We start from the raw sequence: 16,386 nt of genomic DNA, 5'->3' as shown, positions 1-16,386 counted from the left end.
GCCGACCCGCACGTGGGAGCGGTTGCCGGACCGCATCCCCGACCGATCGGTGCCGGGACCTCCGCGTCCCGGCACCGATCGGTGACCGGTTTTCAGTGGAGCTGGCGAAGGAGGGGTGCCAATGACGGACGAACCCACCGGGCTGTGGCTGATCGGGGCACGCGGATCGGTCGCGACGACGGCGATCAGCGGGTTGCTCGCACTGCGGGCGGGCCTGACGCCGCCGACAGGCTGCGTCACCGAACGGCCGGAGTTCGCCGGTGTCCCACTGCCGGGCTGGGCCGACCTGGTCGTCGGCGGGCACGACGTGGTCGACACACCGCTGGTCAAGCGCGCCGAGCAGTTGGCGGACAGCGGCGTGCTGCCGCACCGCCTGCTCGGCGCGATCACCGACCGACTGCACGCGGCCGACGCCGAGGTCCGACCCGGGTACCACCCCGTCACGCACCGGGGCAGCCAGGCGGAGGCGGCAGGTCGGCTCGCCGCCGACATCACCGGCTTCCGCGAGCGGCACGGCTTGGCGCGGGTCGTCGTGGTCAACGTGTCCTCGACCGAACCACCGGTGCCCGCCACGCCCGAGCACGACGACCTGGCCGCGTTGGAGGAGGCGTTGGCCGACCCGACACGCGCGGTGTTGCCGCCCAGTTCGGTGGCGGCGTACGCGGCGCTCACGGCGGGCTGCCCGTTCGTCGACTTCACCCCGTCCACCGGCATCGCCCTGCCCGCGCTGGACGAACTCGCCCGCCGCGAGCGGCTGCCGTACGCGGGCCGGGACGGCAAGACGGGGGAGACGTTGCTGCGGACGGTGCTGGCGCCGATGTTCACCGCGCGGGCGTTGCGGGTGCGGTCCTGGGCGGGCACGAACCTGCTCGGGGGAGGTGACGGCGCGACGTTGGAGGACCCGGCGCACGCCGACAGCAAGCTGGAGTCGAAGGCGCGCGGGCTGGCCGCGCTGCTCGGCGACGGCGTCACCGCGCCGCTGCACATCGACAACGTGCCGGACCTGGGTGAGCAGAAGACGGCGTGGGATCACGTGTCGTTCGAGGGGTTCCTCGGCGCACGCATGTCCCTGCAGCTGACGTGGACCGGGCTGGACTCCTCGCTGGCCGCGCCGCTCGTGCTGGACCTGGCCCGGCTGGTCGCCGCGGCGCACGCCGCCGGCCAGGTGGGTGCGCTGGGCGCGCTGGCGTTCTTCTTCAAGGACCCGTTGGGCAGTGACGAGCACCGGTTCGCCGAGCAGGCCCGCGAGCTGTACCGGTGGGCGGGGGAGCTGACGTGAGGGCGTACGCGGAGTTGGTGCGGGCACCGGCCGCGTTGACGGTGCTGGGCGACACGTTCGCCGGCGCCGCTGCGGCCGGTGTGCCGTTACGGGGCAGGCGCTTGCTGCTGCCGTTGGCGTCGGTGGCGCTGTACTGGTCGGGGATGGCGCTCAACGACTGGTCCGACCGCGAGCTGGACGCGACCGAACGCCCCGAGCGCCCGATCCCGTCCGGCCGCGTGAGCCCGCGTGCCGCGCTCGCCACCGCCACGGCGCTCACCGCGACCGGACTCGGCCTCGCCGCGGTGGCCGGTGGCCGGGACGCGGTGGCGGTCGCGGTGCCGTTGGCGGCGGCGGTGTGGTCCTACGACACGGTGCTGAAGGACACGGCGGCCGGACCGCTCGCCATGGCCGCGTGCCGGGGACTGGACGTCCTGCTGGGCGCCGGTCGGCTGCGGGCGCCGGCCGCGCTGCCCGCCGCCACCGTCCTGGCCGGCCACACCCTCGGCGTCACGGTGCTGTCGCGCGGCGAGGTCCACGGCACGTCGCCGGCCACCGCGAAGGCGGTGCTCGGCGGCACCACCGCGACCACGGCGGCCGTCCTCGCCCGACCCGGGAGGACGTGGCAGCACCGGCTGGGCGCGGTCGCGGGTGCCGTGGCGTACGCCGCCACGGTCGGGCGTGCCCAACTGGCCGCGGTGCGCGAACCCGGTGCCCGGGCGGTCCGATCGGCGACCAGGACAGGCATCCACGGCATGGTCCCGTTGCAGAGCGCGCTCGTGGCAAGGGCCGGATCACCGCTCGTCGCCGCGGCGCTCGCGCTCGTCCTGCCCCTCGCCCGAGCGTTGAGCCGGAAGGTGGGCCCCACATGACGTTCCGACTCGGATTCGGCACCAACGGGTTCGCCAACCACCGGCTGGACGACGCGCTCGCGGTGATCGCCGACCTCGGCTACACCGGGGTCGCGCTCACCCTCGACCACCACCACCTCGACCCGTTCGCCCCGGACCTGTCGCGGCAGGTGGAGAAGCTCGCCACCCGCCTCGACCGCCTCGACCTCGGCGTCGTGGTGGAGACCGGCGCGCGGTTCCTGCTCGACCCGTGGCGCAAGCACCACCCGACGCTCGTCAGCGATGCCCAGGAGGTCCGGGTGGACTTCCTGCTGCGCGCCGTGGACATCGCGGCCGGCCTGGGCGCGGACTGCGTCTCCTTCTGGTCCGGCGTGGTGCCGGCGGGCGTGGACGAGGACGAGGCGTGGCAGCGGATGCGGTCCGGTGTCACGGCGGTCCTGGAGGGCGCGGCCGAGCGCGGTGTGCCGATCGCGCTTGAACCCGAACCCGGCATGCTGGTCGAACGCCTCGACCAGGCACTGCGGCTGCGCGAGGAGCTCGGGTCGCCCGCCCTGCTCGGCATCACCCTGGACGTGGGCCACTGCGTAGCGGTCGAGCCGCGGGACGCGGCCGACTGCGTCCGCCTTGCCGGTGACCTGCTGCTGAACGTGCAGCTGGACGACATGCTGCCCGGCGTGCACGAGCACCTGGAGTTCGGCGAGGGCGAACTGGACCTGGCCGCCACGCTCGCCGCGCTGGACGAGATCGGGTACACCGGGCTCGCCGCCGTCGAGCTGCCCCGGCACAGCCACGCCGCACCCGACGTGGCCCGCCGAGCCCTGGGCGCGCTGCGCGAGGCGTCGTCCAAGCCGGTGGCCGAGCACCCCTGGCTGGCGGAGGCCGAGCGCACCGTGCGGGCCGACCCGGTGTCGATCCGGACGTTCTTCCCCGCGGTCGGCCGAGCGGTGGGCAGGCAGCCGCTGCACGGCGCGTCCGACCCGCTCGGCGTGGTGCACGGCACGGTCGACGACCGCGCCCGCACCACGCTGCTGGTCGCGCTCGCGGCCACGACCGGTCCGGACGAGCTGGCGGCCGAGCTGCTCTCGCTCTACCGCTTCGGCGACGACGCCGAACGCCGTGGCGTTCTGCGCGCGCTCGCCTCGGTCGGCGACAAGGCGCCCGCGGCGGGGGTCGACCTCGTCAAGGACGCGTTGCGCAGCAACGACACGAGGCTCGTCGCGGCGGCGCTCGGGCCGTTCGCCGCACGACACCTGGACGACCACACCTGGCGTCACGGGGTGCTCAAGTGCCTGTTCCTGGGCATTCCCCTCGCCGCCGTCGCCGGACTGGACCGGCGCGTGGACGCGGAGCTGGAGCGCATGGTCGCCGCGTACGCCGACGAACGCCGTGCCGCCGGGCGTGCCGTGCCCCAGGACGCGCTGGACCTGCTGAGGAGCGAAACCTGATGCGCATCTTCGACCCGCACATCCACATGACCTCCCGCACCACCGACGACTACGAGGCGATGTACGCCGCCGGTGTGCGTGCGGTGGTCGAGCCCGCGTTCTGGCTGGGGCAGCCCCGCACGAACGTCGGGTCGTTCACCGACTACTTCGACTCGTTGATCGGCTGGGAGAGGTTCCGGGCGGCGCAGTTCGGCATCGCGCACCACTGCACGATCGCGCTCAACCCCAAAGAGGCCAACGACCCCCGCTGCACCCCGGTCCTGGACGTGCTGCCGCGCTACCTGGCCAAGGACGGTGTGGTGGCGGTCGGCGAGGTCGGCTACGACTCGATGACCCCGGAGGAGGACGAGGCGTTCGCCCGGCAGTTGGAGCTGGCCGTGCGCCACGACCTGCCGGCGCTGGTGCACACACCCCACCGGGACAAGGCCGCGGGCACGGCCCGCACGCTCGACCTCGTCCGCGAGTCGGGACTGCCACCGGAACGCGTGCTCGTGGACCACCTGAACGAGACGACGGTGCGCGCCGTCGCCGACTCGGGTTGCTGGCTGGGTTTCTCCATCTACCCGGACACGAAGATGGACGAGGACCGCATGGTCGCCATCCTGCGCGAGTACGGCACGGACCGGGTGCTGGTGAACTCCGCCGCCGACTGGGGCCGGTCCGACCCGCTCAAGACGCACAGAACCGGCCTGGCGATGCTCGCGGCCGGCTTCGAGGAGTCCGAAGTGGACAAGGTGCTGTGGCACAACCCGGTCGAGTTCTACGGCCAGAGCGGGCGGCTGGTGCTCGACGACACCACGGCCGCGGACACGTTCGCCGGCAACTCGGTGCTGCGGGGGGAACGCCCGTGAGTTCCATCGCGTACTGCACCAACGTGCACCCGGCCGAGGACCTGGCCGGGGTGGTCGCGCAGCTCGACCGCTACGCCGTCCCGGTCCGGGAGGAGTTGGGCGTCGACACGCTCGCGCTCGGGCTGTGGCTGGCCGAACCGGTCGCCCGCGGCCTCGCCGCGGACGGGACGGCCCGACGCCGCCTGGCGGCGGACCTGCGGACCAGGGGACTGGAGGTGAGCACCCTCAACGCGTTCCCGTACGGCGGGTTCCACCACGACGTGGTCAAGCACTCCGTCTACGAGCCGCCGTGGACCGACCACCGGCGCACCGGGTACACCATCGCGTGCGCCGTCGTGCTCGCGGACCTGCTGCCCGACTCCGCGGACTACGGCAGCATCTCGACGTTGCCGCTGGCGTGGCGCGAGCCGTGGTCCCGAGCCGACGACGCGCGCGCCCAGGCCTCGCTCGACATCGTCGGCCGCTTCCTGCGCGACGAGGCGGCCCGGCACGGCAGGCCGATCAGGCTCGCGGTCGAACCGGAGCCGGGTTGCGTGCTCGACACCGTCGCCGACGCCGTCTCCTGGCTGGCCGACCGCGTCGACCACGACCACATCGGGATCTGCCTGGACACCTGCCACCTCGCGGTGTCCTTCGCCGACCCGGCCGAGACGGTGAAGGCGATCCGCCGCAGCGGGCTGTCCGTGGTCAAGGTGCAGGCGTCGGCGGCCCTGGAGGTCGCCGAACCCGGTACGGAGGAGGGCAGGCGGGCCATCGCCGCGTTCGCCGAGCCGCGTTACCTGCACCAGGTCCGGGAGAACACGCCCGGCGGGGTGCTCGCCGCCGACGACCTGCCCGAAGCGCTCGACACCCTGCCCGCCGCACACCCGTGGCGGGTCCACTTCCACGTGCCGCTGCACGCCCGGCCCGCCGCCCCTCTCACGTCGACCACCGACGTGCTGCTGACGGCGGTCGACGCGGTCCGGTCCACCGCGGACGCCGTGCCGCACGTCGAGGTCGAGACCTACACCTGGAACGTCCTGCCCGACCCGGTCGACGACCTGGCCGCGGGCATCGCCGCCGAACTGCGCTGGGCGGCCGACCACCTCGGAGGCGTCGCATGAACCCGTTGGTCGTCATCGACGTCGTGGGCCTGACACCGGGCCTGCTGCCGCACATGCCCAACCTCGCCCGCCTCGGCCGCCGGGGCTGGCAGGCCGAACTGGGCACCGTGCTGCCCGCCGTGACGTGCAGCGCCCAGTCCACCCTGCTCACCGGGCTCACCCCGGCCGAGCACGGCATCGTCGGCAACGGCTGGTACTTCCGCGACCTCGGCGAGGTCCACCTGTGGCGCCAGCACAACCGGCTCGTGCAGGGGGAGAAGCTGTGGGAGACCGCCCGCCGCGCCCACCCCGGCTACACCGCCGCGAACATCTGCTGGTGGTACGCCATGGGCGCCTCCACCGACATCACGGTCACCCCGCGCCCGATCTACCACGCGGACGGCCGCAAGTCGCCCGACGCCTACGTGCGCCCACCCGCCCTGCACGACCGGCTGGTCGCCGAGCTGGGTGACTTCCCGCTGTTCCAGTACTGGGGGCCCACGGCCGCGCTGAAGTCCAGCGAGTGGATCGTCGGCGCGGCCCGCCGCGTGCTGGCGTCCGAGCGGCCCGACCTGCTGCTGGTCTACGTCCCGCACCTGGACTACGACCTCCAGCGGTTCGGACCTTCGGGGCCGGAGGCCGCACGGGCGGCGGCCGACGTGGACGCCGCGCTCGCCCCGCTGCTCACCGACGCCGAAGCGGCCGGTGCCACGGTCGTGGCGCTGTCCGAGTACGGCATCACCGCCGCGCGCCGACCGGTCGACATCAACCGGGCGCTGCGCCGCGCCGGGCTGCTGGAGGTCTACACCCAGGCCGGCACGGAACTGCTCGACCCGTGGACCTCCCGTGCCTTCGGCGTGGCCGACCACCAGATCGCCCACGTCTACGTCGCCGACCCGGCCGACCTCCCGCGCACCAGAGCGGTCCTGTCCGAGCTGCCCGGCGTCGACGTGGTGCTCGACCGCGAAGGGCAAGCGACCGTCCACCTCGACCACGAACGCTCCGGCGAGCTGGTCGTCGTGGCCGAGCCCGACGCGTGGTTCACCTACTACTACTGGACCGACGACAGCCGCGCGCCCGACTTCGCCCGCGGTGTCGACATCCACCGCAAGCCCGGCTACGACCCGGCCGAGCTGTTCTTCGACCCCGCCGACCGGCTCGCCAAGGCCAAGGCGGGGCTGAACCTGGCGCGCAAGAAGCTCGGGCTGCGCTACGCGATGAACGTCGTACCGCTCGACCCGACCTGGGTGCGCGGCACCCACGGCCGACTCCCCGACCGCGCCGAGGACGGCCCCGTGCTGTTGTGCTCCGACCCCGTCGTACCGGCCGCGGTCGAGCGCACCGGCCGGATCGCCGCCACCGACGTCCGCGACCTGCTGCTCGACCTGCAAGGCCTGTCCGCACCCGGGAGAGGGGCCGACCGATGAGCCGGCCGGTCACGTTGTGTTCCTTCGGCAATGCGCCGAGCGTGGGGTCGTAGCGAAAGGATGACAGGCCGGTGAGCGTCGGAGACGAGCCCACCCCGCAGACGCGGAAGCTCCTGCTCCTCATGGCGGCCGGGGCGACCGACCGCGCGATCGCCCGGGAACTCGGGGTGAGCGAACGCACGATCTGCCGCAGGATCGCGCGATTGGAGCACAAGCTCGGCGCGCAGACGCGGTTCCAGCTGGGTGTCCTCGCCGCCACCAACGGTTGGTTGTGAGGGTTCACCCGCGCACAGCGGAGGGCGCGACACCAGCGGTGTCGCGCCCTCCTGGCTCTGAAGCCGCGAAAGCTCACGTCAACGCCGTTGACTGCCTTCGGGTTCGCTGTCGAGCGGGATCGTGCCGGAGTCGCCGCCGGACGGCAGCTGCACGTGGACGTGCCCGTTGCCGGCGTCGACGTTGATCACGTCGAGTTGCAGCGCCGCCACCGACCACGTCTGCAGCGCCAGGTCGCGCTGGTGCCCCGCCAGGGTGACCAGGTCGCCGCCGAGCGGCCCGGTCGCGGCGGCCGCCGCCGCGAAGCCGTCGGCCGCCGTGGCGAGCTGGCGGACGGCGGTCCGCATCGCGGTCCGGGCCACGTTCACGCCGTTGCCCGACGACGGCGTCTCCTCGTACCGCTCGACCTCGGCGGACAGGATCGCCCGCCAACCGTTGACCTCCGCCGCGGTGAGCGGGCCCCGCGGGGTGTCACCGCTGAGCGGAGCCGCCTTCGCCATCGCCTGCAACACCGGGGTCAGGCGGTCCCGGCTGCCGCGGGCCAGCTCGGTCAGCTGCCCGATCTGCTCGACGTCCCGCCGGGCTTCCGCCTGCTCCAGCTCGGCGATGCGGCGCTCGGTCGCGTCCGGGCCGGACGTCCACGTGCCGAGCACGAAGGCGAGCGCGAACCCGAGCAGGAAAACGGTGATCAGTCCGGTGAGACGTGGTGCCCGTGACGCCGACCGCGGGGTCCGGGGCCTGGTCTTGGCCATGCGTTCCTCCTCAGGGGAAGGTGAGCGGGGGTGGTGGCACCGGGTGCGCCGGTGCCACCACCCCGGTCGGCACTAGGACAGGGCCCACCGCTGGTTGGACCCGCCGTGGCAGGTCCAGGTGATCAGCGCGGTGCCGTCCGCCGAACCGGCGCCGTAGGCGTCGAGGCACTTGCCGCCGTTGCGGATCGTGCCGTCCGACTGCACGGACCAGTTCTGCGTGGCCGCACCGGTGCAGGTGCGCAACTGGACGGCGGTGCCGTCACCGGCGGACGTGCCGTTGAGGTCCATGCACTTGCCGAGCGTGCGGATCGTGCTGCCCTCGACGGTCCACTTCTGGTACGGGTGGCCGGCACACGGCCACAGCTGCACGGCGGTGCCGTCCGCGGAGCTGCCCTGGTTGGGCGTGACGCACTTGTTGCCGATGCCGGTGATCTGCTTTCCGGTGCCGCCGGTGCCACCCGACGCCACGCCCCGGCCGATGAAGGTCATCGAGTCGACGTCGAACGAGTTGTTCGAGCTCGACTTGAACACCATGAACAGCTCGACCGTGCCGCTCGGCTTGGTCACGTTCACGGCGGGCTGGCTCACGTAGTCGTCCCAGCCGCCCGTGCTGCCCACCGGTGCCGAGGCGATCAGGGCACCTGTCGGTGAGCCGGCGCGCAGCTCGATCGTGCCACCGCCGGACGGCGAGGACACCCGGAACGACACCTGGTCGATCCCGGTGAAGTTGACCGTGCGGTAGGAGACCCAGTCGTTGTTGCTGATGTCGCCGATCCGGGCGTCGGCCTCGGCGTCGGTCTGCGACACCACCCGCACACCGGACGAGCCCGTGAAGAACTCGGCCTGCTTGTGCTTGGGCTGCAACAACACCTGCGCACGGCCGGTCAGCCCGGTGCCGCCCGAGACCCCGTTGTCGGTGTAGGTGGCGTCCGCGACGTAGAAGGAGTTGCCCTCGGCGTGCGCGCTGTCGGTCTGCGGGTTGAGCTCACCCGCGCAGCCGGTGATCGACGTGATCGGGTGCGCGTGCTCGTCGTGGCCCAGGGCGGGCGTCGTGGTCACCCGGTTGCAGTCGATCGTGCCGTCCTCGGGGTCGGTCACCGCGACCGAGTAGGGGATCCTGTCGCCCCAGCCGAACATCCCGCCGTGCGCCGGAGCGGTGAAGGTCACCGTGGGCGCGGTGTTGCCGACCGTCACCGTCACGTTGGCCACGCCGGTCTTGCCGGTCGGGTCGGTGACGGTGAGCTGGGCGTTGTAGTTCCCGCGTGCGGTGTAGGTGTGCTCGGGGTTGGCCGCGGTGGACGTGCCGCCGTCGCCGAACGTCCACCGGTAGCCGAGTTGGCCGCCCTCCGGGTCGTAGGTTCCGGCGCTGGAGAACTTCACGGTCAGCGGCACGCCACCGGTGGACGGCGTGGCCGAGGCCTTCACGACCGGGCTGCGGTCACCGGAGCGGTAGTCGATGCGGTAGAGCCCGGAGTCGGTGTTGTCGCGGCCGAAACCGCTGCCCCACTCCAGCAGGTACAGCGAGCCGTCCGGGCCGAACTTGGCGTCCATCGGGGACTTGAAGCTCAGGTTCGACAGGAACCTGTTGATCTTCAGCAGCTTCCCGGCCGAGTCGAGCCGGAACTCGAACATCGTGCTGCGGGCCCACTCGCCGAAGAACGGCGTCTGGTCGAAGTAAGCGGGGAACTTGGTCTCGGACGGGTTGTTCGCGTTGTACCGGTAGATCGGGAACGCCATCGGAGCCTCGCCGCCGTCACCCAGCTCCGGGAACTTGTGGCCCTCCGAGACGCTGTTGCCGTACCAGACGTCCGCGGCGCGCGCCGCGGGCAGGTTGGTCAGGCCGGTGTTGTTGGGGGAGTTGTTGGTGGGCCTGGCGCAGTCGAACTTGGCGCCCGAGGTGCCGGCGGCGAAGTCGTAGTCGTTGAACGGGGTGTTGTTGCCGATGCAGTACGGCCAGCCGTAGTTGCCCGGCGAGTTGATCACGTTCCACTCCACCAGCCCACCGGGGCCGCGACTGGAGTTGTCCGAGCCCGAGTCGGGGCCGTAGTCGGCGGCGTAGATCGCGCCGGTGGTGGGGTGCACGCTGAACCGGAACGGGTTGCGGAAGCCCATGGCGTAGATCTCGGGCCGCGTCCGGGCCGTGCCGGGCGCGAACAGGTTGCCGGACGGGACGGTGTAGGTGCCGTCCGACTCGGGGTGGACGCGCAGGATCTTGCCGCGCAGGTCGTTGGTGTTGGCCGAGGTGCCCTGCGCGTCGTACCGGGCCCGGCCCGAGCGCTCGTCGATCGGCGCGTAGCCGTCCGAGGCGAACGGGTTCACGTCGTCGCCGGTGCCGATGTAGAGGTTGCCGTTCGGGCCGAACGCGAGGTAGCCGCCGGTGTGCTCCGGTTCGGCCTGCCGCGACGACGGCACGGTCAGCACGACCTTCTCGCCGGCCGGGTCGAGCGCGTCGCCGTTGACGGTGAACCGGGAGACCCTGGCGACCTGTTCGGTGCCGGGCGGCGAGTACATCAGGTAGACCCACTTGGTGGTGGCGAAGTTCGGGTCGAGCGCGAGGCCGGTCAGGCCGTCCTCACCGCCGGTGTAGACATCCAGCGTCGCGGCCGTGACCGTGGCCCGGGTGTCCGGCTTGTAGACCTTCACCTTGCCGCCGTACTCGGCGTAGAACACGCGCCCGTCCGGGGCCACGTCCAGCGCAGCCGGGCCGACCGTGTTGCCGTCCAGCTCGGTCTTCTCGAAGCTGGACCACACCGTGGGGCCGCAGTCGGCGGCCACCTTGGCGCCCGCCGACTCCACGCCGCCCGCGATGTGCGAGCGGAACAGCGGCTCGGAGTAGCTCGACGCCTGGTGTCCCATCGCCGTGGACCAGAGGCGACCGCCCTCGAAGTTGCGGCACCAGGAGATCGGGTGGTCGGCGCCCATCTTCGACCCGCCGGCGTCGTAGGTCGTCTCGTCGGCCGTCACCAGCACGTGCACGTCACCGCGGGCGTTGCGGTCGAAGTTGTACCACTCCTCGGTGCGGTTCCAGCGCTCCGGAAGTCCTCGGCCGGACGGGTGAACCCGGTCGGCGACCTTGGCGGTGCCCGGCACGATCGCCGAGTGCGCCGTCATGCTCATCCCGAGCATCTGGTCCCACCACGGGAACTGCTGCTCGATGTTCATGTCGGTGGCGTTGTGGATCGTGACGTAGCCGCCACCGTTGCGCATGTACTTCTGCGCGGCGGCACGCTGGGCGTCGTTGTCCCACACCATGCCGGAGGTCTGGAACATGACCACGACGTCGAACGTCGCCAGCGCGGCGTCGTTGAAGACCGCGGAGTCCTCGCTCTTGGTCAGCTCCCACTGCCGGTCGGCGGCGAGCTGCTCGAACATCGCGATGCCCGCGGGGATCGAGTCGTGGCGGTACGCCCCGGAGGCGGTCTTGCTGAACACCAGGACGTGGAACCCCTCCGGATGCGCCGACGCGACCGGGACCACCAATCCCATCACGATCAGTGAAGAAAAATGACTGAGTGTAGTCGTATCAGTGCGTGTCGCATTGCCGTCTCTCCTTCGGGGGCGATCACCGAACGGGCATCTGACGTGCGCGCGGTCGGCTGGAACGGCGACTCGTCGACGACGAGCGCGTCGGGCCAGACCGTTCACGACTCGGCGCGAGGTGCCCGACGTCGATGTCCCGCAGGGTGAAACGTAGGTGAGGGATATGGCGAGGTCAACGCAAAAGTCCGTAGATCCTTGGCGGATATACGCCAACGTGCCGCCAGAACTCTGCTGTGCGGTGCATGAGCCAGGTCACGTGGACGGCTGTCACGTCGAGGGTCGCCACTCCGTCCGATGACGCGAGGACTTCCCGCAGACGAAGGAGATCACGTCATGATCGCGGTCGACGAGACACCGTCCACCCCGGCCGAGCGGCCGGCCCGCCGGCGACGTGGGCCCCGGTGGTCGGCCGGGGCCGTCGCGGTGCTCGTGGCGGCGGTGCTGTTCGTGGCGTACGTGTGGCAGCCGCCCGCAGTGGAAGGTTATCGGTCGCCGTACCTGGACCGCGTCGAGTCCTTGTACGTCGACAGTCCGGTAGCGCGATTCCACTACACCAAGACCGGGCAGGGCACGCCGGTGGTGTTGGTCGCGGGTGGCGCCCAGTGGTTGTACTCCTTCCGGGACACCATTCCCGTGCTGGCGGAGAACCACACCGTCTACGCGGTCGACCTGCCGGGTCAGGGTTACACCGAGGCGGTGGACGGCTTCCCGTACACGTTCCCGGCGATGGCGGATGCCCTCGGCTCGTTCCTGGACGCGGTGGGTGTCGAGCGCGCGTCGCTGGTCGGGCATTCGTGGGGCGGTGCGTGGAGCCTGTCGTTCGTGGAGCGTCACCCGCAGCGGGTGGACAGGCTCGTGCTCCTGGACTCGCCCGGCCTGGACGAGGAACCGGCGTCGCAGACCGCGCTGTTCGACGTGCCGGTGGTGGGAGAGGCGGCGGTGAAGTTGATGCGCCGCACGGACTTCGAGACCAGCCTGCGCTCGGCGTTCGCCCATCGGGAACGGGTCGACGCGGAGGTGGTCGACGAGACCTGGGCGTGGCTGTCCAGGCCGGAGCGCCGAGCGGCCTTCGTCGACCTCGTCCGCAACCAGGACTTCGGCCCGATCGAACAGGGCCTGGGTGGCATCACCGCCCGCACGCTCGTCGTCTGGGGACAGGATGACCGGTGGCTGCCCGCCTCCTACGCCCACGAGTACGGCAGGCGCATCCCCGGCGCGGAGGTCAGGGTGGTCCCGGGTGCCGGGCACAACGTGCACGAAGACGACCCCGCCCGGGTGAGCCCGATCCTCGCCGAGTTCCTCCTCCGGCCAGGACGTGTGCTTGCCGAAAATGTCGTGCGCGGTCGGTGACCGGGTGTTCGGAGGATTGGTTTTCCGGGGTCGGTCGGACATTCCACGTCATTGCGAATCGGGGTGTCCGCAGATTTCGGGATTGAAAACCGCGGGGTGGACGAATTGGCCACAGGGGGATTATCTTCACGATCGGTTCAGCTCTTTTCGTTGACGGAACTTCGAGGGCTGCATGTCGGCAGGCAGATCCGGCTCGGTCGGAGCGCGGGAAGTCAGAGAGCTCGTCGCGATGGTGCTGGAACGTCCTGGCAAGCTGAGCCGAGCGCTGCCCGTGGTCGTCCTCGTGGGCCCGCGAGGCGCGGGGAAGACGGCGTTGCTGGAGGATGCCGACGCCAGGTACGCCGACCGCGTGCCACGCGTGCTGCTGGACTTCGCGGCGGTGCCGGTCGACATCACTCCGGCGGAGGCGTTCCGCCGCCTCGCCCGCGGGCTCCGCCGGTACTGCCCGCAGTTCGGCAGGTTGCCCTTCCCGTTGGTCGACATCTGCACGGCGGTGAGCGTCGCGGCGGACGGGACGAGCAGCCCGGAGAGCCCGCCGCCCGGTCAGGACGCGCGCGTGGTGAGCGAACTGGTCCGACCCGTCCTGGACCTGGCGCTGGGCTCGAGCCAGTGGCTGTCGGCGGTCGACGCCCTGTTGAAGGTGATCGACATCGCGAACCGGCGGCGGGTGTTGCGGCGGTTGGGGACGGTGTCGCGCGGCCAGGGCGACGCCAGGGACGTCATGGTGGCGCTGCGGGAAGCGGTCGGCGATGGCGCGGTCGGCCGGGAAGTGGTCGACCGCGTGGTCGCCAGGGCGTTCCGGGCCGACCTGCGGGCGGCTTTCAGCGGGTGGTTCGACCGCAACCGGCGCACGGCGAACTGCCTGGTGCTGCTCGACAACATCCACCTGCCCGCGGGTCGGGAGTTCCTGAAGGTGCTCGCCGCCACGGCCGACCGGGGACCGGACCCGATGGCCGTCGTCGCGGCCGGCGGCCAGTGGGACTCGGCGTGGGACGTCCAGTGGCAGCGCCCGGGGATCCCCGCCACCAGGTTCGCCGACCTGCCGCTCCCGTCCGGTGCGGCGGGCGTGACGCAGGTGCTGGAGCGAGGCGTGCCCCCTGAGCCACCGTGGTTCCTGGTGCGGGTGGGCGAGCTGTCCGGGAGGGACGCCCGCGGTGCCCGGCCCGAGGTCCACCAGGAGTCGATCCTGGCCAAGGCGCCTACCTTCGTGCACCGGCTGACCGGAGGGCTCCCGTGGGCGGTGCACCAGGTGGTCGAGGTGGCCCGCGGACTGCCGCGAGAGGCACCTGTGGAGATGCTGCGCACGTTGTTCACCATCACCCACGGGGACGGCGACCGGACCACGACGCTCGTGGACCGCGGCGAGCGGTACCTGTTGCTGGACGGCGGGATCAGCCGGGCGGAGGTGGACGACCTGACCGTGGCGAGCGCCGCGCGGGATCTCGGCCTCCCGGTCGGCACACCCACTTCGGGTGCGGGTCCGCTCCGGTCCGCGGAAGCGCTGGGCGCCAAGCTGGTCAACAACTTCCTCCTGGACCGGGCGGACGGCGAGCCGACGCGACTGGTCCTGCAACCCTGGCTGCGCCACGTCCTGCTGCACCGCCTCGCGGAACGGCCGGACGACCACCGCGACAGCTGGGACAAGGTGCACTCCCGCTACCGCCGGTACCACCTGGAGAACCAGCGCCCGGTCGACGCGCTGTACCACGGCTTGGCGCTGGGTGACGTCGACGCGGTGGTGCGGCACCTCGACGGGATGCTGCGCGCACCGCTGGACCGCGCGGCGGCGTGGGCGTGGATCGACGACTTCGAGGCGATCACGACCGCGCCGAACCGGCTGCCGAAGGACCAGGAGCCGCGCGAGCAGGTCGAGGGCCTCATCGCCGACCTGGACGTGGGCGGCGTGCTGCCCAGGCTGGTCGTGGCGCGCTGGTTGCAGCAGGACCCGACGGGTGACCCGGCGGAGCGCCTCAGGCCCACCATCGCCGCGAGCGTGGAACTCATCGCCGGACAGGCCCGTGGCGAGGGCGCGATCGTCCTGCGGGACCGTGTGGAGGAGTACGCGCAGTGGAGGTAGAACGACAGCCGGACATCCCCCCGGTCCCGCGTCCGCCCTGGCGCAAGCCCAAGTGGTGGCTCGCGGCCGGTGTCGTGCTGGCACTCGTCGCGGCGGCGGTCGTGGTGCCGACCGTGCTCCGGTCTGCCGGCCGGTGCGCGGACGGCGTGACGAGGACGGACACGGGGGAGTGCGTCGGTGTCACGGACGGCAGTTACGTCTTCGCGCCGGAACTGGCGGAGATCCAGGGCCTGGTACGCGCCGAGAACGAGGCTGTCGTCGCCTCGGGGGAGCCGTTCGTCAGCATCGCCCTGATGATTCCGATGACGTTGACGGACAACGACACGACGCCCGTCGAGTGGGTCAGGCACCACCTCCAGGGCGCCTACGTCGCGCAGTACCGCGCCAACCACGACGTCGCCACCGGGGACCGACCCCTGATCCGGCTGCTGCTGGCCAACCCGGGCAGCGGGCTGGCGCGGTGGCAGCCGGTCGTCGCCGAGCTGGAACGCAGGCGGACCACGTCGGACCACCTCGTGGCGGTCACCGGTATCGGGCTGAGCCTGGCCACGTCCCGCGACGCGATGGTGCGGCTGTCCGAGGCGAAGATCCCCCTGTTCGCCTCGACGCTCACCTCCGACGACCTGAGGGACATCGACGGCCTGGTGAACATGGCGCCGACGAACGCGGCTCAGGCCCGTGCCGCCGCGACCCACGTCAAAGCGAACACCCGGACCGCGATGCTGATCCAGGACGACACCGAGGACGAGCTCTACGCGAAGACCCTCGCGGAATCGTTCTCGACCACCTTCGTCGACGTCGACCACAGCTTCGCGGGGCAGACCGAGTTCTTCGACTCCCGGCTGGGCGGGGTCGCGAACACCTTCCTCCAGATGGTTCCGAACATCTGCACCGCCAGACCGGGCGTCCTGTACTTCGCGGGCCGCGGCCAACACCTCCTGATGCTGGTGGCGCAGCTGGTCGAGCGGAAGTGCAAGGATCACCCCATCAGGATCCTGACCGGCGACGACCTCTCCGTGGTCGCGTTCCCCGGAGACCTGGCGCGGCGGGCGGCGGACGCGGGAATCGACGTGCGCTTCACGGCGCTCGCGCACCCCGACGCATGGCGGGCCGCCCCCGCCGAGTTCGACGCCCAGTCGACGTACTACCTGCGCGACCAGATCTGCACGGTCTGCTTCCCGCTGCTGTTCCGGAACGACACGCTCGACGACGCCAGCGCCATCATGGCCTACGACGCCGTGCTGACCGCGGTGCGCACGACCCGGTTCGCCGGCAAACCACCCGGCCGCCTGGTGTCCCCGGAAGACCTGCTCCAGGTGCAGAACCGCCTGCACGGCGAGAACGCCGTGCCGGGCGCGAGCGGTTGGCTCTCCTTCGACGGGCACGGTTCACCGATCGCCAAGGTGGTGCCGATCATGCGGGTCCAACCCGATGGCACGGCCGGGTTCGCCGACATCGCCAGGTCCTGAGCCCGCACCAC

At 71.8% G+C, this 16,386-nt stretch carries 12 protein-coding genes; 10 read left to right on the top strand and 2 right to left on the bottom strand.

Going from position 1 to position 16,386, the window contains the following annotated elements:
• Window positions 1-121 precede the first annotated feature (121 nt).
• The 7 genes from B0I31_RS32295 to B0I31_RS32265 all read left to right on the top strand — a co-directional run bounded on the left by B0I31_RS32295 (window position 122) and on the right by B0I31_RS32265 (window position 7,189).
• Complete coding sequence (locus tag B0I31_RS32295) at window positions 122-1,279, top strand: inositol-3-phosphate synthase (RefSeq protein ID WP_106619180.1); 1,158 nt, start codon at window positions 122-124, stop codon at window positions 1,277-1,279.
• Window positions 1,276-2,130 carry an SCO3242 family prenyltransferase gene (locus B0I31_RS32290; protein WP_106619179.1) on the top strand — a complete coding sequence of 285 codons (855 nt, stop codon included), beginning with the start codon at window positions 1,276-1,278 and terminating at the stop codon, window positions 2,128-2,130. The genes B0I31_RS32295 and B0I31_RS32290 overlap by 4 nt, the downstream gene beginning before the upstream one ends.
• Entirely contained in the window at window positions 2,127-3,554 is a 1,428-nt protein-coding gene (locus B0I31_RS32285) for an EboA domain-containing protein (protein WP_106619178.1), read from the top strand. Before B0I31_RS32290 ends, B0I31_RS32285 begins: the two co-directional genes overlap by 4 nt.
• The gene (locus B0I31_RS32280; RefSeq protein WP_106619177.1) at window positions 3,554-4,405 is read left to right on the top strand and encodes a TatD family hydrolase; all 852 of its coding nucleotides are present in this window, start codon (window positions 3,554-3,556) and stop codon (window positions 4,403-4,405) included. The genes B0I31_RS32285 and B0I31_RS32280 overlap by 1 nt, the downstream gene beginning before the upstream one ends.
• Window positions 4,402-5,508 carry a metabolite traffic protein EboE gene (gene eboE / locus B0I31_RS32275; RefSeq protein WP_106619176.1) on the top strand — a complete coding sequence of 369 codons (1,107 nt, stop codon included), beginning with the start codon at window positions 4,402-4,404 and terminating at the stop codon, window positions 5,506-5,508. The genes B0I31_RS32280 and eboE overlap by 4 nt, the downstream gene beginning before the upstream one ends.
• Window positions 5,505-6,914 carry an alkaline phosphatase family protein gene (locus tag B0I31_RS32270; protein WP_106619175.1) on the top strand — a complete coding sequence of 470 codons (1,410 nt, stop codon included), beginning with the start codon at window positions 5,505-5,507 and terminating at the stop codon, window positions 6,912-6,914. Before eboE ends, B0I31_RS32270 begins: the two co-directional genes overlap by 4 nt.
• 71 nt (window positions 6,915-6,985) lie before the next feature.
• The gene (locus B0I31_RS32265; protein WP_245950591.1) at window positions 6,986-7,189 is read left to right on the top strand and encodes a response regulator transcription factor; all 204 of its coding nucleotides are present in this window, start codon (window positions 6,986-6,988) and stop codon (window positions 7,187-7,189) included.
• Between the two features lie 78 nt (window positions 7,190-7,267).
• On the opposite strand, the gene B0I31_RS32260 is transcribed toward B0I31_RS32265, so the two are convergent.
• Both B0I31_RS32260 and B0I31_RS32255 read right to left on the bottom strand, forming a co-directional pair.
• Complete coding sequence (locus B0I31_RS32260; protein ID WP_106619174.1) at window positions 7,268-7,939, bottom strand: hypothetical protein; 672 nt, start codon at window positions 7,937-7,939, stop codon at window positions 7,268-7,270.
• Window positions 7,940-8,011: 72 nt separating this feature from the next.
• Complete coding sequence (locus B0I31_RS32255; RefSeq protein ID WP_106619173.1) at window positions 8,012-11,425, bottom strand: ThuA domain-containing protein; 3,414 nt, start codon at window positions 11,423-11,425, stop codon at window positions 8,012-8,014.
• A gap of 387 nt (window positions 11,426-11,812) precedes the next feature.
• Here B0I31_RS32255 and B0I31_RS32250 point away from each other — a divergent pair, with 387 nt between their 5' ends.
• The 3 genes from B0I31_RS32250 to B0I31_RS32240 all read left to right on the top strand — a co-directional run bounded on the left by B0I31_RS32250 (window position 11,813) and on the right by B0I31_RS32240 (window position 16,375).
• Window positions 11,813-12,829, top strand: a complete 1,017-nt coding sequence (locus B0I31_RS32250) for an alpha/beta fold hydrolase (protein WP_181320611.1) — start codon at window positions 11,813-11,815, stop codon at window positions 12,827-12,829.
• Between the two features lie 172 nt (window positions 12,830-13,001).
• Window positions 13,002-14,906 (top strand): hypothetical protein, encoded by a 1,905-nt coding sequence (locus tag B0I31_RS32245; protein ID WP_219910897.1) that lies wholly within the window; start codon window positions 13,002-13,004, stop codon window positions 14,904-14,906.
• Entirely contained in the window at window positions 14,897-16,375 is a 1,479-nt protein-coding gene (locus tag B0I31_RS32240; RefSeq protein WP_106619170.1) for a type 1 periplasmic-binding domain-containing protein, read from the top strand. Before B0I31_RS32245 ends, B0I31_RS32240 begins: the two co-directional genes overlap by 10 nt.
• Window positions 16,376-16,386: the final 11 nt, after the last annotated feature.

This window comes from Saccharothrix carnea, assembly GCF_003014735.1.
GTDB classification, from domain to species: domain Bacteria; phylum Actinomycetota; class Actinomycetes; order Mycobacteriales; family Pseudonocardiaceae; genus Actinosynnema; species Actinosynnema carneum.
The sequence above is the reverse complement of the archived record's forward strand: the minus strand, read 5'-3'. Positions and strand labels throughout refer to the sequence as shown.